This window comes from Campylobacter volucris, assembly GCF_008011665.1.
GTDB classification, from domain to species: domain Bacteria; phylum Campylobacterota; class Campylobacteria; order Campylobacterales; family Campylobacteraceae; genus Campylobacter_D; species Campylobacter_D volucris_A.
Window position 1 is genome coordinate 19,878 of the sequence record NZ_VOWJ01000019.1, and the last position, 23,829, is coordinate 43,706.

Here is a 23,829-nt window from a genome sequence, read left to right on the forward strand (position 1 = left end):
GATTTTATGCGTAAGATTATCAGTTTGTTATTTAGTATTTCTTTTATTTTTGCTTTGCAAATAGAAGAAATCTCTAAAATAATGCAAAATAATATTGATCAAAGTATTAAAATTTTAGAGCAAAATAAAAATAATCACACCAAAGCAGCTGAACAAATTTTTGCTTTATTTGATCATATTTTTGATTATCAATTTATGGCTAAATTAAGCTTATCGACTAGATATGAGCAATTAAGCGATGAAGAAAAAAAACAATATAATCAAGCTTTTGAAGCTAATTTAAAAAGAAGTTTCACAGAAAAACTCGCTTTATATGATTCACAAAAATTAAAAGTTGTCAATTTAGAAGAGAAAAATAAAAGAGTATTTTTAAAAACTTCTATGATGGTAGATGGTAAAGAAAATTTTGTGATATTTAAATTTTATAATAAAAATGAAAACTGGTTGATTTATGATGTAGATATTTTTGGAGTAAGTATTATACAAACTTATCGTTCGCAATTTAAAGATGTGCTACAAAATGCTGATTTTGCTACTTTGCTTAGTAAGCTTTCTAATGTTAATTTTAAATAATGCTAAGCAAAACTATCCAATTTTTTTTAAAATTTCCAAAAATTACTTTAAGTTTTAGCTTAGCTTTTTGTTTATTTTTTACTTTTTTTTCAAAAAATTTAAGCGTAGATGCTAGTGCTCAAAGTTTGCTTTTAGAGCATGATGAGGATTTAAAATTTTATAGAGAAATTTCAAGTCGTTATAGTGGTGATGATTTTTTAATGCTTGCTTTTACTCCAAAAGATGCAGATTTATTTTCACAAAAAAATTTAAATTTTATTAAAAATATTAGCAAAGAAATTGCTCAAATTAAAGGTGTAAAACAAGTTTTTTCTATAGCCAATGCTCCTTTACTTCAAAGTTTTAATGATAAAGATTTAAAAGAAATTGTAAAAAATATTCCTAATATTTTTAGTCAAGATATTAATATAACTTTAGCTAAAAAAGAAATTTTAAATCATCCTTTTTATAAAAATAATCTTATTTCTAAAGATGGTAAAACTGCTGGAATTTTGATCTATCTTGAGCCTGATGAAACTTATAATGCTTTGATTCAATCAAGAGATGAAGCAAAAAATGAAAAAGAAAAAGAACATTTTAGAGTTTTGATTAAAGATCATCAAGAGCTTATGAGAGAATTTAGCAAAGCAAGATTGGATAAAATCAATAATATAGTTGATAAATACAGCAAAAATGATGATTTTTTACACCTTGGTGGTGTAGAGATGATTGCTAATGATATGATCTCTTATGTAAAATCTGATCTTGTAGTTTATGGTTTAAGCTTAATAGGGCTTTTATTTATAGTGCTATGGTGGTTTTTTGGTTCTTTGTATTGGGTGTTTTTGGCTTTGGGTATTTGCATTATTTCACTTTTTACTTCTAGCGGAATTTTTGCACTTTTGGGTTTTGATATAACCATTGTTTCGTCTAATTATGTTGCTCTTGTTTTAATCATCACTGTTTCTGTAGTGATACATTTAATCGTTCATTTTATAGAAAATTTACAAAAACATCCAAAATCTAGTGTTTATAAAATATTATTATCGACTTTACTTGCTAAGGCAAATCCTAGTTTTTATGCGATTTTAACAACGATTGTGGGATTTTTAAGTTTTATTTTTTCTGATATTGAGCCTATTATTAAGCTTGGTATTATGATGAGTCTTGGAATTGCACTAAGTTTGATTTTAGCTTATGTATTTTTTGCAAGCGTTGTGGTGCTTTTACCAAGAATGAAAACTAAAAAACTTGATCAAAATTCGCTAAAATTTCTACAATTTTGCGCAAATGCTAGTTTAAATCATAGAAAAATTATTTATTTTATAAGTGCAGTTTGTGTGGTGTTTGCTCTTTTTGGAATTTCCAAAATTCGAGTAGAAAATAGCTTTGTTAATTATTTTAAAGATAGTTCTAGGATTAAACAAGGTTTATTAGTCATTGATAAAGAGCTAGGTGGGACTATGCCTTTGGATGTGATTGTTAAATTTAAAAATACTCAAAATAGCACTACACAAGATGAATTTGAAAAAGAATTTGAAGATTTGGCTCAAGATGATAGGTATTTTTTTAGTAGCGATAAAACAAGAATAGCAGCAAAAGTACATAATTTTTTAGCTTCGCAAAATTTTGTAGGATCAGTTCTTAGTTTGCAAAGTTTATTAGAGCTTGGAAAAAATATCAATGATGGTAAGCCTTTAGATGATTTTGCCTTAGCATTTTTATATGAAAATTTGGAAACTTCTTTTAAAAATCAAATTCTAACTCCATATGTGAGTATTAAAAATGATGAGTTAAGATTTAGTATAAGGGTGTTAGATAGTGATTCTAATTTAAGACGCGATGAATTTATCAAAAAACTTCAGCATGATTTACAAATACTTTTGCAAAATGATAATGTTGAAGTTAAAATCAGCGGTATTATGCTTTTATATAATAATTTACTTCAAAGTCTTTTTGCATCACAATTTGATACTTTGGCTTTTGTTATTTTTGTTATTTTTGCTTTATTTGTGCTAATTTTTAGAAGCTTTTTTTATGCTTTTGTGGCGATTTTGGCAAATATCATTCCTTTGGCTTTAGTATTTGGTTTAATGGGATGGCTTGGAATTTCTTTAGATATTATGAGTATTACTATAGCTGCTATTTGTATAGGAATAGGTGTTGATGATATGATCCATTATATTCATAGATTAAAAGAAGAATTAAAACACAAAAATTTAAAAGAAGCTATAATTGCCTCACATTTGGGTATAGGTAGTGCGATTTATTATACTAGTTTTGCGATTATTTTAGGATTTTTAGTGATGGTAGGTAGTAATTTTATCCCTACTATTTATTTTGGATTACTTACGGTTTTGGCCATGAGTTTGCTTTTATTTAGCTCTTTGTTTTTATTACCTAGTTTAATCATCACTTTTTCTAAAAAAAATAAATCTTAATTTAATTTTTCCAAAAGTCTTAATATATAATTTGCTAACTCCAAAGCTTTTGTGCGATGAGAAATTTGAAGTTTGATTTGTTCATCAAGTTCGCCTAAAGTTTGAGTAAAATTTTTCGGTATAAATAAAGGATCATATCCAAATCCATTGCTTCCTTTTGGAGTATCGATAACTAAGCCGTGCATGTAGCCGTGAGTGCAAAAATTTCCATATTTGTAGCTTATGGCAATTGCTGCTGTGTAAAAAGCTTTGCTTTGAGTGAGGTTTTTTTCGTGTAATTTGCGTATAAGTTTTTGATTATTAGCTATATCATTTGCTTTTTTAGAATATCTTGCTGAAAAAATTCCAGGAGCATTATCTAAAGCTTCTACGCTTATACCACTATCATCGCTTAAAATTATAAAATCATCTTTTTTTAAGGCATTAAAAATAGTGGTTGATTTAATGAGTGCATTTTCTTTAAAACTTTTTCCATCTTCAATGATTTCAAAAGGCTTTATAACTTCATCAAGGGCATAAATTTCATAAGTATTATTTAGAATTTTTTTAATTTCTGCTATTTTATGTAAATTAGAACTAGCAACAACAATTTTTAATTTATTTTTCAAAGATTAGCCTTTTTGTAAATCGCTTTTAAAAAAAGTTTATCAAAATCATAGTAAAATTATCCTTTATTAAGGAGAGTATATGTTAAAAACGGTTTTGCCATTGTCTTTTATAGTTGGAACTAGATTTTTTGGATTATTTATAGTTTTACCGGTGCTAAGTTTATATGCTTTAAAACTTCAAGGTGCTAATGAATTCTTAGTAGGTTTGTTAATTGGTGTTTATGCTTTAATGCAAATGGCCTTGCAAGTTCCTTTTGGGATAATCTCAGATAAAATAGGGCGTAAAAAAACTATGTTAATAGGGCTTATTGTTTTTATAATAGGTTCTTTGATTTGTTCTTATGCTGATGATATTTATACTATGATTTTTGGAAGATTATTACAAGGAGCTGGGGCTATAGGAGCTGTAGCAACAGCTATGATAAGTGATTTTATCAATGAGGAAAATCGTGGTAAAGCTATGGCTATAATGGGTGCATTTATAGGACTTTCATTTGCAGCTTCTTTGGTTCTTTCTCCTTTGTTGAGTGCAAAATTTGGTTTATCGAGTTTATTTGATCTTAGTGCTATTTTGAGTTTTATTTGTATAGTATTGCTTTTTAGTGTTGTGCCAAAAGAACAAGCTATTCATCATGAAAATACAAAAACTCCTTTAAAAATACTTTTAAAAGAAAAAAATTTAGCACTTATGAATTTAACTAATTGTATGCAAAAAATGCTTATGAGCATAGCATTTTTAAGCATTCCTTTGGTTTTGGTGCATGAGTTTAATTATCCAAGTGAGAATTTATGGCATGTTTATGTTAGCTCTATGATATTTGGGTTTTTAGCTATGGGTTTATCAGGATCTTTAGGAGAAAGAAAAGGACTTAGTAAGGAAATTTTACTTTTGGGCGTGGTGTTTTTTATTATAGCTTATGTGATTTTTGCTTTTTCTAGTAATGCTTTGTTTTTTATGGTAGGGGTGGTAATCTTTTTTGTAGGATTTAATTTACATGAGCCTATTATGCAAAGTTGTGCAAGCAAATTTGCTAAAGTAAATGAAAAAGGTGCAGCTTTGGGGGTATTTAATGCTTTTGGTTATTTTGGAAGTTTTTTAGGTGGTATTATTGGAGGATACTTTCTGCATCATTTTAGTTTAACAATGCTTGCTAGTGTGTTGATAGTTTTATCAGTTGTTTGGTTTGTATTATTGCTATTTTTACAAAGTCCTTCTGAATTTAAAAATGTATATTTACCTTTAGATACTCAAAAAGATTTAAGTGCTATTAAAGATTTTAAAGGAGTTTTAGATGTGTATAAAAACTCTAAATTTTTAGTAATAAAATATAATAAAAAACTTACCAGCGAAGAAGAAATTTTAGCGATTATTTAAAATAATCGCTTTATACAAAATGTCTTTCGTTTAAAATCACATACAATTTTAAGGTAGAAATGAAAAAAGTTAATATGGCGGGTCCTAGTATAATTCCCCAAAATCCAAAGCTTGAAATTCCAGCTATCATTGCAAAAAATATTAAAAGTTCATTAATTTGCGTTGGGATTTCTACGAGTTTGTTGTTGATCCATTTGATGATATAAGGTTTTACTAAAGTATCTGCAACAAAAGAAATCATAATCACGCTATATAAAAATATCACTAAGGCTGCATTTAAATTGCCATTTGCAAATTCATAAAGTGATATTGGCACATAAACTAATGCCCCGCCAACTACAGGTATCAAAGAACTAAAGCAAAATAAAATTCCCATTAAAATTGCATCATAGCCATAAAATTTTGTGATGGTTCCAAAAAGTATTCCTTGTAAAATCGCATTTAACACCATAGAGTAAAATACCACAGACATTACATTACTTACTTCGCTTAAAATTCCTTGTGTTTCTTCTTTTTGCATAGGAACTATAGTTTTAATATAGCTAATCAAACTAGCTCCATATAAATTTGCAAAAAAGTAAAAAACACAGATTAAAACCATATCTGTTAAAAATTTTGTTCCAAATTTAGTTATGCTAGAAATATATCCTAAGATATTTTTTGAAATAGAATTAAAATCGATACTTGCTAAAGTTTCTTGTATTTTTGGTTCTATAAAACTTAAAGATTCTGGTAATTCTAAATGGTAGCTTTTAAAATATTGTATGGTATTGTAAATATAATTGATATCAAAATTTTTAGCTGCTTTGGCAAGTTCTATGATAGCATATACAAAAGGTATGAAAAATAAAGCTAGCATAAACAAAGTAGTTGCAAGAGCTGCTACAACTTTTTTGTCTTTAAAAATAGTTAGAAATTTTACATTGACATTGGAAGTAGAAACAGCCATCAAACTAGCTATGGCAATATTCATCAAAAAAGGTTGAAATAAATATAACACCCAAAATAAAACAATTAAAATAAAACTAATTAGAAAAAATTTACTATTTTTCATCAAATAAACCTTTATTATATTTTAGTTTTAAAATATCAAAGCTTTTTAAACTTGCTATGCGTCCTTTAGCAGTTCTTTCTATATAACCATTTGCAAGCAAATAAGGCTCTATGACATCTTCAATAGTGTTTTCATCTTCACTTAATGCTGCAGCTATGCTAGAAAGCCCTATAGGTTTTCTCTTAGCATCTGTTAAAAGTTCAAGATATCTTAAATCCATAGCATCAAAACCAAGTTCATTTACCCCTAGAGAATCAAGTGCTTCTTTAGCTCTTTTTTCACTAATGATATTTTCATCATTTACATCAGCAAAATCTCTTACTCTTTTTAAAAGTCTTAATGCTATTCTTGGGGTAGAACGACTGCGTTTGGCTATTTCTAAAGAAGCTTTTGCCTCACAAGTTTTATTAAGTTTTATAGCAGCTTTTTCTAAAATGATAGCAAGTTCTTCATCTTTATAAAATTCAAGGCGAAATTGCATTCCAAAACGATCTCTTAAAGGATTACTTAGCATACCCGCTCTTGTGGTAGCTCCTATGAGTGTAAATTTTGGCAAATCAATTTTTATAGTTTGAGCAGCAGGCCCACTACCTATGATGATATCAAGTCTAAAATCCTCCATAGCAGGATAAAGCACTTCTTCTATAGCAGGACTTAAACGATGAATTTCATCAATAAATAAAATATCCCCTTCTTGAAGATTTGTCAAAATAGCTGCTAAATCACCGCTTTTTTCTATCATGGGTGCGGCTGTAGTTTTAATATTTGCACTCATTTCATAAGAAATGATATTAGCTAAAGTAGTTTTACCAAGTCCTGCAGGACCGCTAAAAAGTATATGATCTAAACACTCATTGCGTTTTTTCGCTGCTTTTATAAAGATTTGTAAATTTTTTTTGATATTTTCTTGACCTATGTAGCCATCAAAATTTGAAGGTCTTAAGCTTGTTTCATAAGTTTCATCTGGGGAAAATTTTTCAATTTCTACTATTCTATCCATTTTTTTCCAAAAATTAATTTTTGCTATGAAATTTTAATTTTATCTAAAATTTGCTAAAATAAACATTTAAACTTTAAATAATAGAAGTTTTTATGGGGATTTTAGAGCAATTAGAGATAGATTATGAGCTTGAAGAAATCGAGCGTTTTTTGTATTTTTTTAGAAGTCTTTGTGATATTTTAGAACCTTTGATTGTGAAATTAAGCAGTGATAGTGAAAAATACAAAGAAGCTTTAAAAGATTTAGAGCAAAATATCCATAATGTTGTATGGGCAGCTAAGAGATTAAATTTAGATGAGCTTGTAAATTTTTGCACTTTTTGTGAAGAGATTGTAAATGAAGCTTTGAAATTTGATGGTCCAGCCAGTGATGAATTTGTCGATTGGATGTTTTTAGTAGCTGAACAACTTGAAAAATATTGTGCTGATTATGAAAAAAATGCTTCGTTTTTAAGCGTGTTTAATCCTCAAATTGCAAATGTACCTGATAAAATTTCTAAATAATGGGGACGACTTGGCTTCGACAGGAGTAGAGTGGCCTTGGTGGCATGTCGCTTTGAGCAAAGCGTAAAAAGCTCAAATTAAAATTAAACGCAAACAACGTTAAATTCGCTCCTGCTTACGCTAAAGCTGCGTAAGTTCAGTTGAGCCTGAATTTTAAGCGATACTATCTAGCTTAGAATTTGGTCATTTTTGATAGTGTAGATTAGAATTTGACAAATTTTAATTGAAATTAAAGTCTTAGTCTAGCTTGAAATTTTGGAAGGTGAGTTTGGCTAGATGAATTTTTCACCTTTGCTAAACATGTAGATGCCGTGGTTGTTTTATTTTTGGACAGGGGTTCAATTCCCCTCGTCTCCACCAAATTCAATGTTTTAATAATAAAATTTTATCAAAGGTTCCTTGCTATTGAAAGATTTCAAGGAAGACTTCTTTTAGATTAGGTAGTAAAGTCTTTATCAATTCCAATTTAAATTACAATATAAGGCCCAATAAGCATTTTCTTAGCATTTTAAAAAGTTCTTTTTGTTATTATTTTGAAAAAATACTAAGGTATTCTATGAATTTTTATGAAGAAATTAAAAAATATTTAAATAATAATCTTTTCACAAATTATACTTTAGAAGTAGATTTTCCTAGTATCTATAAATTTATAGAAAATGAAAAGATTTATGAAGAAGTTTTAGACAAGATTATTAATTTATATGATATAGAAAAATTTAAAAAACAAAACGAACATCAATTTGAAGATGATTTTATATCAAAAGTATTAGAAATTTTAGGGTGGAAATTTGTAAGACAAGATATAAAAATCATACAAGGTAAAGAAGAAAAACCTGACTTTTTATTATTTTGTGATGAAAATACAAAAGCAAAATACGAAAATTTAAATAAAGATGTAAAAAAATCAAGTAATGACTTTACTATCATAGTGGAGTCAAAAGCTTATGAAGTAGAAATAGACAATAAAAAAGTAAAAGAAAATCCCCATTTTCAAATTTTAAGATATCTTAGTAATTTAAAGAAAAATTATGGCTTTTTAACAAATGGAAGATCTTGGCGTTTTTATGATAATTCTATACTTAGTTCAAATAAAGTATTTTATGAGATAAATTTAGAGCAAATTATAAAAGATAAAAATTACCAAGCTTTTGCGTATTTTTATAGTGTTTTTAGTCTTATAAATTACACTCAAGAAAATCATATAGAAAAATCTTTACAAGTTAATAAAGAATCTAAAATCAAAATAGAAGATGATTTAAAATCTATCATCTATGGAACAAATGGCAATGAATCTTTATTTGAATTTATAGGTTCTAAAATTTATAACAAAACCAAAGCTGATTTAAAGCTAATCTATGAAAATTCTTTATATTTTGTATTTAGGCTTTTATTTATTGCTTATTTTGAAGATAAATTTGAAAATATCTTAGAAAAGCATAAATATTTTAAAAGTAAAATTAGCATAAAAACTTTATTGCAAAATTTAAGCGATGATGAAAGCTCAAGTGCTGGCTTTGGTGATTTAGAAACTATTTTTCAAATTTATAATGAAGGCAAAGGCAATTTTGACATGCCTGTTTTCAATGGCGGGTTGTTTGATGAGAGCAAAACCACTCTTTTAAGCACACCAAAGATTTTCAGCGATAAAGATTTAAAGAAAATTTTAGAAAAATTATTATACTACAAAGATAAAAATTTAACTTTTAAAAGAGATTATAAAACCTTAAGCATAGAGCATTTAGGCACGATTTATGAAGGCTTGCTTTCTTACTTTTTTGAAGTAGCAAATGAAGATATTTACTATGTAAGCTATAAAGAAAAGTCAAAAGAAATAGAGTGTTATTTTGACAATTATGATTTTAAAATTTTAGAAAAATCAAAAAAAGTAGAAAAATGCACCTTTTATGAAAAAGGACAAATTTATCTAAAAAATACTAGTAACTCAAGAAAAGCAAGCGCAAGCTTTTACACACCTCAATCCATAGCTAATTTTTTAATCCAAAGTGCCTTAAAAGACAAACTAAACAATGAAAATATTTTGAAATTTAAAATACTAGACAATGCTTGCGGTAGCGGACATTTTTTAGTCGGAGTTTTAAATGCTATTACGCATATTGTTTTAAATGATTTTGAGCATTTTACAAATCTAAAACAACTCCATGAACAAGAAAAAGAAAATATCACAAATCATATAAAAGATTTCGCGCAAGATTATGAGTTAGATGAAAGTGATGTTTTAAAACGACTTTTGCTAAAACGCATTATTTATGGAGTGGATTTAAATCCTTTTAGTATAGAGCTTACAAAACTTAGTCTTTGGATAGATAGTTTTATCTTTGGAACTCCACTTTCTTTTATAGAACATCACATAAAATGCGGCAATGCTTTGCTAGGCTCAAGTATAAGGGATTTTGAAAATTTAATAAAGCAAAATAAAGAAAATATTTTCACAAATTCCATTACTCAAGAATTTGAAATTTTACAAGAAGTATTTGAAAAGCTTGATAATCTACAAGATACCAACGAAGAACAAATCAAACAATCCAAACAAATTTATCAAAATGAAATCACACCAAAGCTTGATAAGTTAAATTTATATCTAAACTATATCAACACGCTATATTTTGCTAACAAAGAAGAATTGCAAACTCTAAAAGCCCTAAGTCAAGATGATATGCAAAATTTAAGCCAAAATAAACAAGCAAAAACTATCATTAGCAAATATCAAAAAGAATTTAACTTCTTTAACTACGAGTTAGAATTTCCTGAAATCATAGAAAATCAAAATTTTAAAGGTTTTGATGTTATCGTAGGCAATCCGCCTTGGGATAAAACTAAATTTAGTGATGATGATTTTTTTCCACAATATAAAAGCGATTATAGAAGCTTAATTGCTAGTAAGAAAAAAGAAATTCAAAACAATTTACTAGCTAAAGATTATATAAAACAAAATTATGAAAAACAAAAAGCATATATAAATGATTTAAGCGAGTATTATCAAAAAACTTATCCTTTAAACAAAGGTAGTGGAGATGGAAATTTATTTCGTCTTTTTGTGGAAAAAAATCTTTCTCTTTTAAAACAAGAAGGAAATTTAGCTTATGTTTTGCCTAGTGCTTTGATGTTTGAAGATGGAAGTTTAACTTTAAGAAAAGAAATTTTAGAAAATAAAACTTTAGAATATTTTTATAGTTTTGAAAACAGACAAGCTATATTTGCTGATGTAGATTCAAGATATAAATTTGCCCTTATGCTTATAAAAAATACACAAGCAAATAATACTCATAAAATCAAAACGATGTTTTATAAAACAGATATGAACTCACTAAAAAACAAAGATGAAATTTTAACTTTAAATTTAAAAGATATTAAAAAGCTAAGCCCAACTCACCTAGCCTTAATGGAGTTAAAAGACAAGCAATCTTTAGAAATTCTAAGAAAATCTTATAAAGCTTTTTTAACCTTATCTTTTGATTATATAGATTTTAGAAATGAACTTCATATGACAAATGATAAAGATTTGTTTATAGAAGAGTTTAAGGAAGGACTTTTGCCTTTATATGAAGGTAAGATGATACACCAATTTGACCCAAATTTTAGCCAAGCTACTTATTTTTTAGAAAAGACTAAATTTGATGAGCGTTTAAAAAGCAAAGAACTTTTAAGAGCTAAAAAGGCCACCGGCAAAGAACTAAAGCCTGAATTGATAAAATATGATAGAGAATTTTTCAGACTTGCTTATAGAGCTGTTGCAAGGGACACAGATGAAAGGACTTTGATAGCTTCCTTGCTACCAAAAAATTGTGGATGCGGAAATAGTGTTTATTCTAGTATTCCAAAACAATATATTTTAAAAGATGATGAAATTTGTATCAATGCTATGTCTCATAAAAGAATTTTATTTGTTTTAGCTTTGTTTAATTCTTTAGTGGTTGATTTTATCATAAGAAATATGGTGCAAATCAATGCAAATAAAACTTACCTAGAAAGAATTCCTCTACCTCAACCAAGTGATGAAGAATTACAAAATAATGAAATTTATAAAGCTCTAGCTAAAAATGCTTTGCTTTTAGAACTTTATAATGATAAAAATCATTATTTTGATGAACTAAAACAAGAATTTAACATAAAAGATGAAGAAATTCCAAAAACTAAAAAAGCTTATGATATCTTAAGAGCAAAAAATGATTTATTAGTTAAAAAACTTTATGGTTTAAGTGATGATGAATTTTCTTACATCATAAGCACTTTCAAAGTCTTAAATCAAAAACAAAGTGAATATATAGCGTTGTTAAGGAGTTAGGGTGGAAGAATATATTTATTATTTACCTGATGAAAATGGAGATAAAAAAGAATTTAAAACAAATGCAAATTCTATCATAATCGTAGGTGCTAATGGCTCAGGTAAAAGTAGGCTTGGGGCTTGGATGGAAAAAGAATGCGGAAATTTATATAGAATTCCAGCTCAAAGAGACACGACTATATCAAAACACATAACAAGATATAGCTATAAAGAGGCTAAAAATGATTTGTTTTATGGAAATATTAATCCATATAATGATATATGGCAATTAAAATTTAATGGATTTGAAAATGCAACAATAAAACTTCATAGCGATTATGATAAGCTTTTAAGCTATGTCTTAGTTTATGAACACGAGCAATTAAGACAAGAGCATAAAAGTGGCATAAAAACTGAAAATATCATAGATAAAGCTAAAAACATTTGGAAAGAAATTTTTACTCACAGAGAAATAGAACTTAAAGAAGATGAATTTTTATGCGTTATGAATAATCAGCACGAATATGAAGCAAGAATGATGAGTGATGGAGAAAGAGCTGTATTATACTTGATAATGTATGTTTTGTGTATTGAGAAAAAAATTATCTTAATTGATGAGCCAGAATTACACTTGCATCCATCTTTAACTAATAAACTTTGGAGTGTTTTAGAAAGACATAGGCAAGATTGTTTATTTATATACATAACGCATGATTTAAATTTTGCCGCAAATCATATAGAAGCGGATAAATTTTGGATTAAATTTTACAATGGACAAAAATGGGAAATAGAAAAAATAGAAGAAAATGATATACCGCAAGAATTATTTTTAAAACTTTTAGGTGCTAGAAGAAATATTTTATTTGTAGAAGGAAAAAGTGAAAGTTTAGACACTAAAATTTATAGCATACTATACCCACAATATCAAATCATACCATGTGATGGTTGTGAAAATGTTTTAAGCTATACAAAAACTTTCAACGAACAAAATGCCTTGCATGGTTTTAATGCTTATGGAATTATAGATAGAGATTTTAGAACACAAGAGGAAATAGATAGTGCAAATAAAAATAAAGTGAAAGTTTTAGAGGTAGCTGAAGTAGAAAATTTGTTTTTGCTAGAATGTGTTATTTTGGCTATTTTAGAACAATCAGACGAAAAAGAAAAATTTGAAGAAGTAAAAAATTATATTTTTGAAACAAAATATAAAAATGTTCTACAAAATCAAATTTCAGAAAAATTAGAAAAAGAAGTAAAATATAAATTAAAATCTATATTTAAAGAATCAAAAACACCCGAGCAAATACAAGAAAAGATTAGTTCTTTGGAGCAGCTAATAGGTTTTGAAAACTTACATAAAGATATTGAAAATAAATTTAATTCTGTATATGAAAGTAAAGACTATGATGAATTATTAAAAATATTTAATCAAAAAGGAATTTTTGAAGATGGTGGGTTTTTAAATAGAGTTGGTAAAACAAAGCAAACTTATATAAAATCGGTTTTAAAATTATTAAGAGAAGATGAAGAGCTTAGAAAAAAAGTCTTAAAATATATTCCAAACTTTACAGAATAATTCTTTGCAAGGATTACCTTACAAAGAATTTATACAAATAAAGAATTCACGCTTTCATTGTGATAAACTCTGCGTATTACCTCACCAAAAATTGGTGCTACGCTTAAGACTTTGATTTTATCCATTTGTTGTTTTAAAGGTATAGTATCAGTTACTACTAGCTCATCTAATGCATCTTTGGCTATTCTTTCATAAGCTATGCCACTAAGCACAGGGTGAGTACAGCAAGCTATAACAGATTTTGCACCTTTGTTTTTAAACACTTCAGCTGCTTTGACTATGGTTCCTGCTGTATCGATAATGTCATCTACTAAAATAACTTCTCTATCCTTTACATCACCGATGACATTCATCACTTCACTTTCATTGGCTTTTTCGCGTCTTTTATCAACTATAACTATATCAAGTCCCAAAGCTTTTGCTACGCTTCTAGCTCTTGCTATACCACCTATATCAGGACTTGCGATAATAGGATTTTTATAATTTTTATTTTTAATATAATCATTAAAAATAATACTTCCATAAAGATTATCTACAGGTATATCAAAAAATCCTTGAATTTGTCCAGCATGTAAGTCTATAGTGGCTACTCTATCAACGCCAGCTGATTCTATGAGATTTGCTACTAATTTTGCAGTGATTGGTACTCTAGGACTTGCTTTTCTATCTTGTCTTGCATAGCCAAAATAAGGTATGATAGCAGTAATAGAGCTTGCACTTGATCGACGCAAAGCATCAGTCATGATTAAAAGTTCCATTAAATTATCATTGGTTGGTACGCAAGTACTTTGTATGATAAAAACATCTTTTCCGCGCACACTTTCGTCTATTTGGATGCTAATTTCACCATCACTAAAGCGTTTGATGCCAGCATCGCTTAAAGGCAAAGAAAGATACTTAGAAATTTTTTTTGCAAATTCTTCATTTGCAGAGCCAGAAAATATTTTATATCCACGCATATATAGCCTTAGAAGTTTTTTTGTGATGATATAGAAAGTTTTTTAAAAATACAATAAAATTTATTCTAAAAGCCGTGTATTCTTTTTAAATCAGCATCAATTGGCAATTTATCCCCATTTTTATCAACACTAACATAAGTAGCAGTGGCAGAATTAGTATGTATGCAATATACATTGCCATTTTCATTGGCTCTTTGAGCAACTACTTTGATTTTTACGGTTATTGAAGTATTTCCGGCTTTTATGATTTTTGCATAGCAAGACACTAAATCTCCTACAAATATAGGTTCTTTAAAGCTAACTTCATCCATAGCAATAGTTACTACTCTTTGAGGAGATAATTCTCTAGCTGCAATGCCACCAGCTAAATCCATTTGGGATAAAATCCATCCACCAAATATATTACCTGCAGGATTTGTATCGCTTGGCATAGCTATCATTTTTAATTTTGCTTCACCCATATCTTTCATACAATTTCTCCTTGTATTTTCAAAAAAATATTATAATTAAGAATGAAAAAAAAAGAAAGGTTAATATGAATGATTTTAAACAAATTGCACAAATTGTAAAAAATAGAAAACAAAATATCAATTATCTTTATAAAATTTTACAAAACAATCAAATTCATCCTTTGATCGATAGGGCTTTAGAATTGGCTGAACTTGATAATGAAAAAAGTAATGTTTTGGCTATTTTGCGTCGTTTGGTGGATTTAAAAGAAGAAAATTTAATTCAAGAGCTTGAAAAAAAAGGATTAAGTGAAGAAGAAATTTCACAGATTAAATACAAAGTCCATTCTTTAGTAAGGGCTTTTTATGAAGTAGAACATCAAGATTTAATCGATGAAATTAAAACTAAAAATTTACTTGATGAATTTTATCTAGCTTTGATTCAAGGTGTGCATAATATAGGCGTTGTAATGAATTCTTTTGATATTGTTTGGAGTAAGCAAATTTTAGATACTAATAATAAAATTTTAAAAGAACAATTTCCAAATTTAAGCGATGCATTAGAATTTTTAAAACAAAATAAATTGTATCAGTTAAATCAAGATGGACAAATTTGTGAAAGAAGTTATGGGGCTTTAGTAAAGATAGGAACCATTTGGAGGTTTTTACCTTATGCTAAGGCGTTTGAAAATGAAGTTTTAAAGCTTGAGTATGAATTTGACAAACTTTTGGAAAAATTAAAAAAATATGATTTAGATGATGGTAAAAAAGCTTATATAAACTATCTAGAAAAATTAAAATTTGCATTTTGTGAAAAAAATAACGATGAGGTAATTAAAAAATGGCAAGAAGCTGAACTTGCATGGATGGAAGTAAAATCTCCTTTGCAAATAGGCCATCCATTAGAATATTACGAAGACTCTTATACGCATGCAGTTGCTTTAGAATGGGATATACGCTTAGAAGATGTGAGCGATTTTAACACTGATATTTTCAAGCAAAATATTAAAGAAAGTTTTTCTATGATTTATGAAAATTTAGAAGAAAAAGATGAAAAACTTTTTGAAGAAGTAAATTTTAATCTAAATAAAACTCAACTTTATATTTGTATGCCTATGATTTTTTATGGAGCAGAACTTAAAGGACTTTTTTCCGCTCAAGTAGTGCCAAATGATGAATATGTAAGTAATATTGCTGGTAAAAAGATTTTTGCATTTTTAAATTATGTGTATGAAAATGCTAAAACAAAACCTTTTATGAAACTTCCATCTATGGTTTTTGAAAAAGAATTTTTAGATTATGGGCGACAAATTTTATTTTTTAATGAAAAACTTTGGAAAAAAATATATGAAGTTTCCACTATAGGTCATGAATTTGGACATATTTTCTTTGTGGCAAATGATAGTGAAAAGAAAATGAATGAAAGTGGGGTGTTTAAAAATATTGAAGAATTTAAAGCTACTGCAGGCGGGCTTGTGAATTTCTTTTTACATGAAGAAGAGGAGCTAAAATTACCTGTATTTTATGAGCTTATAAAAAGGGCTGTAGGTCTTATAGCTTGGCAAAAAGTTGAAGAGGTAAAACCTTATTATACTGAAGGTTTGATACATCTATCATTACTTTTTAAAGCTGAAGTTTTAAAATTTGAAGATGAAAAATTAAATATAGATTTTAGCATTGAAGCGTATGAAAGATTTAAAAAAGTATTCTTAGAAAATTATTATGAGCTTGCAAGACATTATGTATTAAAAGAAGATGCAAAAAAATATTTAGATAAATTTTGTACCTTAGAAGATGAGATATTTTTACCACTTGATGAAGAGTGCAAGGAATTTGTAAAATATTATTATGAACTTTATCAATTATATGGAAATGATATTGATGAAAGTGGGGAATTTGAAAAATACATAAACGCTATTGAAAGTGGCGGACAGAGAGGGATTTGAACCCTCGAGACCCGTTAAGATCTGCACCCTTAGCAGGGGTGTGGTTTCAACCACTCACCCATCTGTCCTTAAAAATCATAAGTATATCTTACATTTTATAAGATATACCTTAAATATTATACGCTAAAATAAGCAATTGTTAGTGTAACAATAAAGCCTAAAATCAATACTCCAATTTGTTTTCCTCTGTCTTTACGGATAGCAACTAAAGTTATTAAAAGTCCAGAAAAATAAAGAATAATCATAGCCAAAGCAAAGGCTAAACCTAGTATGGAAAAATACCACATACCTTTATCTTTATGCAATAAAATCATATCTCCAAGCAAACTTCTAGTTTTTGTGCTAATTTTATATTCATTTTCATTGATTTTTTCTATACTTGCGCTATAGTGTAATTTTCCAATTTCAATTATATTGTGATTTTTTTTGTTAAATTTTGATTCTAAAGAAGATGGCAGGGCAAGATTGTTTTGCTTTAAAAAATCTATTAAAAATTCTGCTTCAGCACCTTTTTGTATCACAGCTTGAACTTTGTATTCTTGAATTTTAGATCCAATATCTCCATCAAGACCAGCAAGAAAAGAAAAGCCTGTGATAGCATATAAAAAAGCTAATGGCAAAAAAAACAAACTAATATAAATATGAATTTGTCTAAAAATTTTATTTTTATTCAAATTTTACTCCTTGTTTTGAAATCTTAATTAAGTTAGTACTCTAAAATGAAGTAAAAATGAATTTAATCTTTTTTAAAAGTTTTTGTTAGAGTATATACACTTCTGAATAAGCCATATAAAACATAAGAACTAGCAAGTATTAAAGTACTTTCTAAAAAATATAAATAAAGCATGGAAAATAAAACAACCAAAGCGATTAAAACTTTTAATACATTGGCTCTTTTAAGATCAATTTTTTTAAAACTTGGGTATCTAATATTGCTTACCATTAAAAACGCAAGTAAAATTTGAATACCTAAAACCAATAAAGAATAATCTTTGAAAATATCATAATACAAGTAAGCACTTACCCATAAAGCACTTACTACAGCAGCAGTTGGTATAGGCAAACCTATAAATACAGATGGCTCATAAGTACCAGTGGTAACATTAAACCTTGCTAAGCGTATGGCACCAAAAACCACAAATAAACCCGCAACAAAAGAGCCAAATTTACCATACTCATATCCTATGCTCATGTAAAATAAGATTGCAGGTGCAACACCAAAAGCAATTAAATCAGCTAAAGAATCAAATTCTATACCGAATTTAGATGTTGAATTTGTAGCTCTTGCAACGCGTCCATCTAGTCCATCGCAAATTAAAGAAAGCATGATATAAATAAGCGCTTTATCAAAATGCTGATTAATAGAGGCTATAATGGAAATAATCCCTAAAAAAATTGAAGCTGCTGTAAAAAGATTTGGTAAGATATAAATTAATTTAAAATTCATGAATTTACATATCCTATTAATCCACCAATACGAACTCTATCATTTTCATTGACGCAGATTTTACTATCTTTTGGTAAAAATAAACTCACGCTTCCATCCAACATAAAACCTATTTCTTGTCCGTGATTTAAGTAATGGCCAAATTCATAAATGCAAGTTTTTCTATTTAATGCGCCAAATATAATTTTCATTGCTAGATTTTTGTTTTTAGATTTTGCTAAAAATAAAATTCTCTCTCCTAGCAAAATAGAGCTTTTCATAAAAGGACACAAAAAAAGACCATGTTTGATTTTTGTTTCTTTTATTTCCATAGCAAGTGGCGCGATAATATTTCCTTGAGAAAAAATTGAGTTTATAATTTGAATTTCAACACATTCTCCAAATTCTGCATAAGTGGTAGATTGAATTTTTTTTACTTTTCCTTCTACAGGAGAAATAATAGTGTTTACATCAGCAACATTTTCAATTTTGCTTGCCCTAAAAATAAATACAAAAAAAGCAAAAATTAAACACAATATCCAAGAAAATCCCCAAACAATTTGAATTATTGCAAAAATTATGGCAAGAGATATCAAAAACCCCCAGCCAGATTTTGCAATAAAATTAGTTTTCATTTATTTTTCCTTGGTAGCTTCTTGGTCTTTTTCTTCTAAGCGTGTAGGAAGATTATTCTCTTCTTCGTAGTTTTTAATAATCTCTCTAACTTTTGCACCATCTATAGTTTCTTCTTCATATAAAGCTTGAACCATAATTTCTATAGCTCCACTATAAGTTTTAAGTATTTCTTTTACTCCACTATAGCGTTCATCTAAAGTTTTTTTGACATACTCGTCTAAATCTTGTGCCATTTTATCAGAATAATCTTTTATAGTTTGACCACCGCTTAAAAAGGTGTTTCTTTGTTTTTCAAGAACCATAAGCCCAGCTATCTCACTCATTCCATACATAGAAATCATAGCTTTAATGATATCAGTAGCTCTTTCAAGATCATTACTTGCTCCGGTTGAAATTTCTTTTATGAAAATTTCTTCAGCTGCTCTTCCTCCAAGCAATACATCTACTTCAGCTAAAAGTTCATGTTTTTGCATTAAAAATTTGTTTTCTTCAGGTGTATTTAGTGTATATCCTAAAGCGGCTAAACCTCTTGGTATGACAGAAACTTTACTAACTTTTTTAGCACCTTTTGTAGTTTCAGCTATTAAAGCATGACCGCATTCATGATAAGTAACAATTTTTTTCTCTTTATCATTGATTCTACGAGATTTTTTCTCAAGTCCTGCTATGGCTCTTTCAACAGCTTCTACTAAATCTTTTTGTTCCACGTGTTTTTTAGAATCTCTACCTGCTAGCAAAGCTGCCTCATTTATAATATTTGCCAAATCAGCACCGGCAAGTCCAGCGGTAAGTCTTGCTATATCTTCTACTTTAACTTCAGGCGAAATTTTAACATCTTTCATATGAACTTTTAAAATATCACATCTTCCTTTAAAATCAGGCTTATCTACTAAAACTTGTCTGTCAAAACGACCTGGTCTAAGTAAGGCTGCATCTAAAATTTCTGGACGATTTGTAGCTGCTAAAACTATAACAGGAGAACTTTCTGTTCCAAAGCCATCCATCTCAGCTAAAAGTTGATTTAAGGTTTGTTCTCTTTCGTCATTTCCACCCATCATTCCACTAGCTGCACGAGACTTACCTATAGCATCAATCTCATCTATGAAAACTATAGCTGGAGCTTCTTTTTTAGCATTTTCAAATAAATCTCTTACTCTAGAGGCGCCAACTCCTACAAACATTTCTATAAAAGATGATCCAGATACGCTAAAAAAAGGTACATCAGCTTCACCTGCTACTGCTTTTGCAAGTAAGGTCTTTCCAGTTCCTGGAGGACCAACAAGTAAGAGTCCTTTTGGAATTTTTGCCCCTAAACTGATATATCTTTCAGGATATTTTAAAAAATCAACTATTTCTTTTACTTCTTCTTTGGCTTCTTCAACACCTGCTACATCGTTGAATTTGACTTTTGGTTTTTCTGAATTTACAAGTTTTTTAGAGCTGCCAATGCCAAGTATTGATCCGCCCATATTTTTTTGCATACGAGATGCCAAAAACATCCAAATTCCAAAGAAAATAAATACGGGTAATACCCAAGAAAGTAAAATATCTATAAACCAATTGCTTTCATTGAAAGCACCATATGCAACACCTTTGGAATCAAGTAAAGGAACAAAAGTAGTATCATTTGTTACTTTTTTAGCAATATAAATCATATTTCCAGCTTTAGAAGTAGCTTTTATGGTGGTTTGGCCTATATTTACTTGAGCTATTTGGTTATTTTCTATAAGAGTTTTAAGTTCAGAATATGTAATTTTTTTAGTATTTTCACCACCTGTGATTCCCATACTAGGATCATCTGAAAATCCTTTAAATAAGAAAATCATCACTATAGCAAAAACAGCAAAAATAAAAATAGGATTTTTGTTAAAAAAATTATTATTATTTTGATTGTCTTTTGGGTTATTTGTCTTTTTGTCCATTCTTTTCCTTTTTATAAACTAAACTCAACCAATCTCCCTTATTTTTAGATTCTAATAAGGTAAGATCTTTGAATTTTTCTTTAATTTTATGTTCATATTTATTTAAAATTCCAGATAATATTAAAATTCCATTATCTTTAATCTTTTCTTTTAAATCTTTTTCTAATATCATTATCACATCTGCAATGATATTAGCTACAACTATATCATATTTTTGTAAGCTTTTATTAACTGAACCAACCCATATATCATCAAACATAACATTGTTTAACTTAGCATTTTCTTTACTTGCTATGATTGCTAATTCATCAGTATCACACGCTTGTACTTTAGCATCTAATTTGGCCATAATGATGCTTAAAATTCCACTTCCACACCCTACATCAAGGCAAAATTTTTCTTTATTGGTGTATTTTTGTATAAATTCTATACAAGTATAAGTACTTTCATGATGACCAGAGCCAAAGGCTAAAGCAGGATCGATAACAATATTAATTTTATCTTCTACAGGATTTTGCCAAGTTGTATGGATATGGATATTTTCTATCGTTAAGGCTTGTATGCCTTTTTTATACTCTTCTATCCAATTTTTGTTTTCTTTTTTTTCTAAACTAGAATGAAATAAAATTTGTAAATTAAATTTTTTACAAAGTTTTTGATGAAAATTCGTTAAAGCTAAATGGATAAGTTCCAAATTTTCTTCAGATCTTATATATATACCATTGTTTTTTTCTTCAATTGCGTCTATATCAAAAGAAAAAATCAGATCAAGGAAGAAATTCAAATACTCCTTGTCTGTTTGAAAAAAAAGTTCATAATAGTATTTTTGCATAGAAAGAGTAGATTAGCCTTCGTTGGTTCCTAAGACATCTTCAAGTTTTTCTTTTAAAACTTGAGGGGTAAAAGGTTTTACTATGTAGTTATTAACTCCAGCTTTTAAAGCTGTGATAACTTCAGCCTTACCTCCTTCTGTTGTGACCATAATGATAGGCATGTCAGCGTATTTTTCTTCAGCTCTTACTTTTTTGACTAATTCTAATCCATTCATTTCAGGCATATTCCAATCAGTGATTAAAACTTTAATATCATCATTTTGTGAAAGCAAATCCCAAGCTTCAACTCCATGCTCAGCCTCTAAAACATCTTTATGTCCTAATCTTACAAGAGTATTTTTAATTATCCTTCTCATTGTAGAACTATCATCAACAACCAATAATTTCACTTTTTTTCCTTTATTTGATGTCAATTACATTTTAAAAATGCAATTTTATCGTTTTTATTTATATTAATCAAGTAAAATCAAATTATATTATTTAAAACAAAATAATACTTTAATCATTCTCCATTTTTATTGTGATTAAATTCTGGCACTATTTCTTTTAAAATTTGCACAGGATTTTGAGCACAAATTAATCTTTGAATATCTTGATTTAATTCATCTAAATTTTTAATTTCACTAGTGGTTACAAAAATACTTTCATATTGAGTTTTTAAATCATTTTCATGAATTAAAAGTTCTTCGTATAATTTTTCACCTTTTCTAAGTCCTGTGATTTTAATTTCTAACTTTTTATTGGATAGTAATAACATTTTTTTTGCTAAATCCATGATTTTAACAGGTTTGCCCATGTCTAGTACAAATAATTCTCCACCTTTTGCAATAGCTGCTGCTTGCAATACAAGTTGCACTGCTTCATCTACTAGCATGAAATAACGCACTATATCAGGATGAGTTAAAGTTAAAGGCTCATTAGCGGCAATTTGAGCTTTAAATTTAGGTATAACACTACCACTTGATCCTAAAACATTACCAAAACGAACACAAGCTACTTCAAAATTATCTTTACTTGAGCTTAGAGCATAAAGCTCACAAATTCTTTTTGTACATCCCATGATATTTGTAGGACGAACAGCTTTATCGGTGCTTATCATAACAAATTTATTTACTTTATATTTTTTAGCAAGATCGATTAAATTTTTAGTTCCTATAATGTTGTTTAAAATTGCTGAGTGAGGATTTTGCTCACATAAAGGGACATGCTTATAAGCTGCAGCGTGTAAAATAAGATCTATTTTTTTAATGCTTAGTAATTTTTCAAGAGCTTCTTTATCTAAAATACTTGTCATAATAGCTTCTATTTTTTCTTTATGAGCGCTTAAGTCTTCACTGATTTTATAAAGATTGTATTCACTATGATCAAGCATTATAAGATGTTTAGCGCCAAATTTTATACATTGTTTGCAAAGCTCACTTCCTATGGTTCCACCAGCCCCACTTACTAAGATGGTTTTGTCTTTGATAAAATCAATGACACAAGCATTGTCTAAATCTTTAGGTTTTCTAGCAAGTAAATCTTCTATGCTAATATCTCTTGCTTCATTTTGAGTAAAAGAAAAAAGTTTAATATCATTTATACCATAAGAAATAAGTTCATCAAATAAAGCTTTTAACTCATCTTGTTCTAATTTTAAAGCAATAATAGCTGTGTGAATGCCTTCTTGAGTGTATTTTTTGATTGCTTCTTTGTTTTCGACTATAAATTTATCACAATAAGCGCCTATTAAATTTTTACGCTCATCAACTACAGCCACAGGGAATAATCCAAGACTACCTTCTTTGGCTCCTTTTAATAAATGCAAGGCTTTAGAAGTTGCTCCAACTACTATACAAGGATGTTCTTCATTGTATTTTGGTTTTCTAAAATCTACAACCATTCTTTTGCTAATTCTTAAACTTCCAACAAGCATACAAGAAAGTACAAAGTCTATACCAATTACGCTTCTTGGAAAAGGATTAAAAAAATCATCATATAAAAAATAAATTCCTAAAAATGCAAGTTCGGCTAAAGCTAGTGCTAATACTAATTTTCTTGCTTCATTAAGAGAAAAAAACCTCCAAGCAACCTGATAAATTCTAAATAAAGCTAAAAATATAATCTTTAAAAAGATTAAAACTACAGCACTTTTAAACATTCCTTCATAAAATTCATTAGGTATATCTGCACTAAAACGCAAAGAAAAAGACAAAAATATGCTAATAACAAATAATAAAATATCAGTACCTAAGAAAAATCCTAGGCGTTTGCTTTTATAATCCATT

At 28.3% G+C, this 23,829-nt stretch carries 19 protein-coding genes, 1 tRNA gene and 1 other RNA gene; 8 read left to right on the forward strand and 13 right to left on the reverse strand.

Annotation, left to right across the window (positions count from 1 at the left end):
* The first annotated feature begins 6 nt into the window (after positions 1-6).
* Both FPD38_RS03080 and FPD38_RS03085 read left to right on the forward strand, forming a co-directional pair.
* Positions 7-573 carry a Tgt2/MlaC family protein gene (locus FPD38_RS03080; RefSeq protein WP_147555327.1) on the forward strand — a complete coding sequence of 189 codons (567 nt, stop codon included), beginning with the start codon at positions 7-9 and terminating at the stop codon, positions 571-573.
* Positions 573-2,993 carry an efflux RND transporter permease subunit gene (locus FPD38_RS03085; protein WP_147555328.1) on the forward strand — a complete coding sequence of 807 codons (2,421 nt, stop codon included), beginning with the start codon at positions 573-575 and terminating at the stop codon, positions 2,991-2,993. The genes FPD38_RS03080 and FPD38_RS03085 overlap by 1 nt, the downstream gene beginning before the upstream one ends.
* Here FPD38_RS03085 and FPD38_RS03090 read toward each other — a convergent pair.
* Positions 2,990-3,601, reverse strand: coding sequence for a non-canonical purine NTP pyrophosphatase (locus FPD38_RS03090; protein WP_147555329.1), 612 nt, complete (start codon positions 3,599-3,601; stop codon positions 2,990-2,992). The genes FPD38_RS03085 and FPD38_RS03090 overlap by 4 nt on opposite strands.
* Positions 3,602-3,680: 79 nt before the next feature.
* Here FPD38_RS03090 and FPD38_RS03095 point away from each other — a divergent pair, with 79 nt between their 5' ends.
* The gene (locus tag FPD38_RS03095) at positions 3,681-4,976 is read left to right on the forward strand and encodes an MFS transporter (protein WP_147555330.1); all 1,296 of its coding nucleotides are present in this window, start codon (positions 3,681-3,683) and stop codon (positions 4,974-4,976) included.
* Positions 4,977-4,986: 10 nt separating this feature from the next.
* Here FPD38_RS03095 and FPD38_RS03100 read toward each other — a convergent pair whose 3' ends face one another.
* Together FPD38_RS03100 and ruvB are read right to left on the reverse strand one after the other, a co-directional pair.
* Positions 4,987-6,030, reverse strand: a complete 1,044-nt coding sequence (locus FPD38_RS03100; RefSeq protein WP_147555331.1) for an AI-2E family transporter — start codon at positions 6,028-6,030, stop codon at positions 4,987-4,989.
* On the reverse strand, positions 6,020-7,030 hold the full coding sequence (gene ruvB, locus FPD38_RS03105; RefSeq protein WP_147555332.1) for a Holliday junction branch migration DNA helicase RuvB: 1,011 nt from the start codon (positions 7,028-7,030) through the stop codon (positions 6,020-6,022). Before ruvB ends, FPD38_RS03100 begins: the two co-directional genes overlap by 11 nt.
* A 92-nt stretch (positions 7,031-7,122) precedes the next feature.
* On the opposite strand from ruvB, the gene FPD38_RS03110 reads away from it, so the two are divergent.
* The 4 genes from FPD38_RS03110 (at position 7,123) to FPD38_RS03125 (ending at position 13,391) form a co-directional block, all read left to right on the forward strand.
* A complete protein-coding gene (locus tag FPD38_RS03110; protein ID WP_147555333.1) occupies positions 7,123-7,533 on the forward strand; it encodes a histidine phosphotransferase in 411 nt (136 codons plus the stop codon).
* Between the two features lies 1 nt (position 7,534).
* Positions 7,535-7,893: a transfer-messenger RNA gene (gene ssrA / locus FPD38_RS03115) on the forward strand.
* 196 nt (positions 7,894-8,089) lie between these two features.
* Complete coding sequence (locus tag FPD38_RS03120) at positions 8,090-11,836, forward strand: class I SAM-dependent DNA methyltransferase (protein WP_147555334.1); 3,747 nt, start codon at positions 8,090-8,092, stop codon at positions 11,834-11,836.
* 1 nt (position 11,837) lies between these two features.
* Positions 11,838-13,391: a DUF4435 domain-containing protein gene (locus FPD38_RS03125; protein WP_147555335.1), complete on the forward strand. Its 1,554-nt coding sequence runs from the start codon at positions 11,838-11,840 to the stop codon at positions 13,389-13,391.
* A 29-nt stretch (positions 13,392-13,420) separates the two neighbouring features.
* On the opposite strand, the gene FPD38_RS03130 is transcribed toward FPD38_RS03125, so the two are convergent.
* Positions 13,421-14,350 (reverse strand): ribose-phosphate pyrophosphokinase, encoded by a 930-nt coding sequence (locus tag FPD38_RS03130; protein ID WP_147555336.1) that lies wholly within the window; start codon positions 14,348-14,350, stop codon positions 13,421-13,423.
* Positions 14,351-14,415: 65 nt separating this feature from the next.
* The gene (locus tag FPD38_RS03135; RefSeq protein WP_147555337.1) at positions 14,416-14,820 is read right to left on the reverse strand and encodes an acyl-CoA thioesterase; all 405 of its coding nucleotides are present in this window, start codon (positions 14,818-14,820) and stop codon (positions 14,416-14,418) included.
* Positions 14,821-14,885: 65 nt separating this feature from the next.
* Between FPD38_RS03135 and ciaB the strand changes: the two genes are divergently transcribed.
* Positions 14,886-16,745, forward strand: coding sequence for an invasion protein CiaB (ciaB, locus tag FPD38_RS03140; RefSeq protein ID WP_147555338.1), 1,860 nt, complete (start codon positions 14,886-14,888; stop codon positions 16,743-16,745).
* Here the strand turns inward: ciaB and FPD38_RS03145 are convergent.
* From FPD38_RS03145 to pglF, 8 genes are all read right to left on the reverse strand, one after another.
* Positions 16,724-16,813: transfer RNA gene (locus tag FPD38_RS03145), tRNA-Ser, on the reverse strand. The two genes, ciaB and FPD38_RS03145, sit on opposite strands and share 22 nt — an antisense overlap.
* Positions 16,814-16,861: 48 nt before the next feature.
* Positions 16,862-17,419 carry a hypothetical protein gene (locus tag FPD38_RS03150; protein WP_147555339.1) on the reverse strand — a complete coding sequence of 186 codons (558 nt, stop codon included), beginning with the start codon at positions 17,417-17,419 and terminating at the stop codon, positions 16,862-16,864.
* A 62-nt stretch (positions 17,420-17,481) separates the two neighbouring features.
* The gene (gene pssA, locus FPD38_RS03155; RefSeq protein WP_147555340.1) at positions 17,482-18,192 is read right to left on the reverse strand and encodes a CDP-diacylglycerol--serine O-phosphatidyltransferase; all 711 of its coding nucleotides are present in this window, start codon (positions 18,190-18,192) and stop codon (positions 17,482-17,484) included.
* The gene (locus tag FPD38_RS03160; protein WP_147555341.1) at positions 18,189-18,806 is read right to left on the reverse strand and encodes a phosphatidylserine decarboxylase; all 618 of its coding nucleotides are present in this window, start codon (positions 18,804-18,806) and stop codon (positions 18,189-18,191) included. Before FPD38_RS03160 ends, pssA begins: the two co-directional genes overlap by 4 nt.
* A complete protein-coding gene (ftsH, locus tag FPD38_RS03165) occupies positions 18,807-20,729 on the reverse strand; it encodes an ATP-dependent zinc metalloprotease FtsH (protein ID WP_147555342.1) in 1,923 nt (640 codons plus the stop codon). It abuts the gene before it with no gap.
* Positions 20,710-21,561: a 50S ribosomal protein L11 methyltransferase gene (locus tag FPD38_RS03170; RefSeq protein ID WP_147555343.1), complete on the reverse strand. Its 852-nt coding sequence runs from the start codon at positions 21,559-21,561 to the stop codon at positions 20,710-20,712. Before FPD38_RS03170 ends, ftsH begins: the two co-directional genes overlap by 20 nt.
* A 12-nt stretch (positions 21,562-21,573) precedes the next feature.
* The gene (locus FPD38_RS03175; protein WP_012661962.1) at positions 21,574-21,951 is read right to left on the reverse strand and encodes a chemotaxis response regulator CheY; all 378 of its coding nucleotides are present in this window, start codon (positions 21,949-21,951) and stop codon (positions 21,574-21,576) included.
* A gap of 113 nt (positions 21,952-22,064) precedes the next feature.
* Positions 22,065-23,828, reverse strand: coding sequence for a UDP-N-acetylglucosamine 4,6-dehydratase (configuration-retaining) (gene pglF / locus FPD38_RS03180; RefSeq protein WP_147555344.1), 1,764 nt, complete (start codon positions 23,826-23,828; stop codon positions 22,065-22,067).
* Between the last annotated feature and the right edge of the window lies 1 nt (position 23,829).

Bases quoted from the DNA above. Each gene is read 5' to 3' on its own strand.
- FPD38_RS03080 (WP_147555327.1), top strand. From the start codon at position 7: ATGCGTAAGATTATCAGTTTGTTATTTAGTATTTCTTTTATTTTTGCT.
- FPD38_RS03085 (WP_147555328.1), top strand. From the start codon at position 573: ATGCTAAGCAAAACTATCCAATTTTTTTTAAAATTTCCAAAAATTACT.
- FPD38_RS03095 (WP_147555330.1), top strand. From the start codon at position 3,681: ATGTTAAAAACGGTTTTGCCATTGTCTTTTATAGTTGGAACTAGATTT.
- FPD38_RS03100 (WP_147555331.1), bottom strand. From the start codon at position 6,030: ATGAAAAATAGTAAATTTTTTCTAATTAGTTTTATTTTAATTGTTTTA.
- ruvB (WP_147555332.1), bottom strand. From the start codon at position 7,030: ATGGATAGAATAGTAGAAATTGAAAAATTTTCCCCAGATGAAACTTAT.
- FPD38_RS03110 (WP_147555333.1), top strand. From the start codon at position 7,123: ATGGGGATTTTAGAGCAATTAGAGATAGATTATGAGCTTGAAGAAATC.
- FPD38_RS03120 (WP_147555334.1), top strand. From the start codon at position 8,090: ATGAATTTTTATGAAGAAATTAAAAAATATTTAAATAATAATCTTTTC.
- FPD38_RS03130 (WP_147555336.1), bottom strand. From the start codon at position 14,350: ATGCGTGGATATAAAATATTTTCTGGCTCTGCAAATGAAGAATTTGCA.
- FPD38_RS03135 (WP_147555337.1), bottom strand. From the start codon at position 14,820: ATGAAAGATATGGGTGAAGCAAAATTAAAAATGATAGCTATGCCAAGC.
- ciaB (WP_147555338.1), top strand. From the start codon at position 14,886: ATGAATGATTTTAAACAAATTGCACAAATTGTAAAAAATAGAAAACAA.
- pssA (WP_147555340.1), bottom strand. From the start codon at position 18,192: ATGAATTTTAAATTAATTTATATCTTACCAAATCTTTTTACAGCAGCT.
- FPD38_RS03160 (WP_147555341.1), bottom strand. From the start codon at position 18,806: ATGAAAACTAATTTTATTGCAAAATCTGGCTGGGGGTTTTTGATATCT.
- ftsH (WP_147555342.1), bottom strand. From the start codon at position 20,729: ATGGACAAAAAGACAAATAACCCAAAAGACAATCAAAATAATAATAAT.
- FPD38_RS03170 (WP_147555343.1), bottom strand. From the start codon at position 21,561: ATGCAAAAATACTATTATGAACTTTTTTTTCAAACAGACAAGGAGTAT.
- pglF (WP_147555344.1), bottom strand. From the start codon at position 23,828: ATGGATTATAAAAGCAAACGCCTAGGATTTTTCTTAGGTACTGATATT.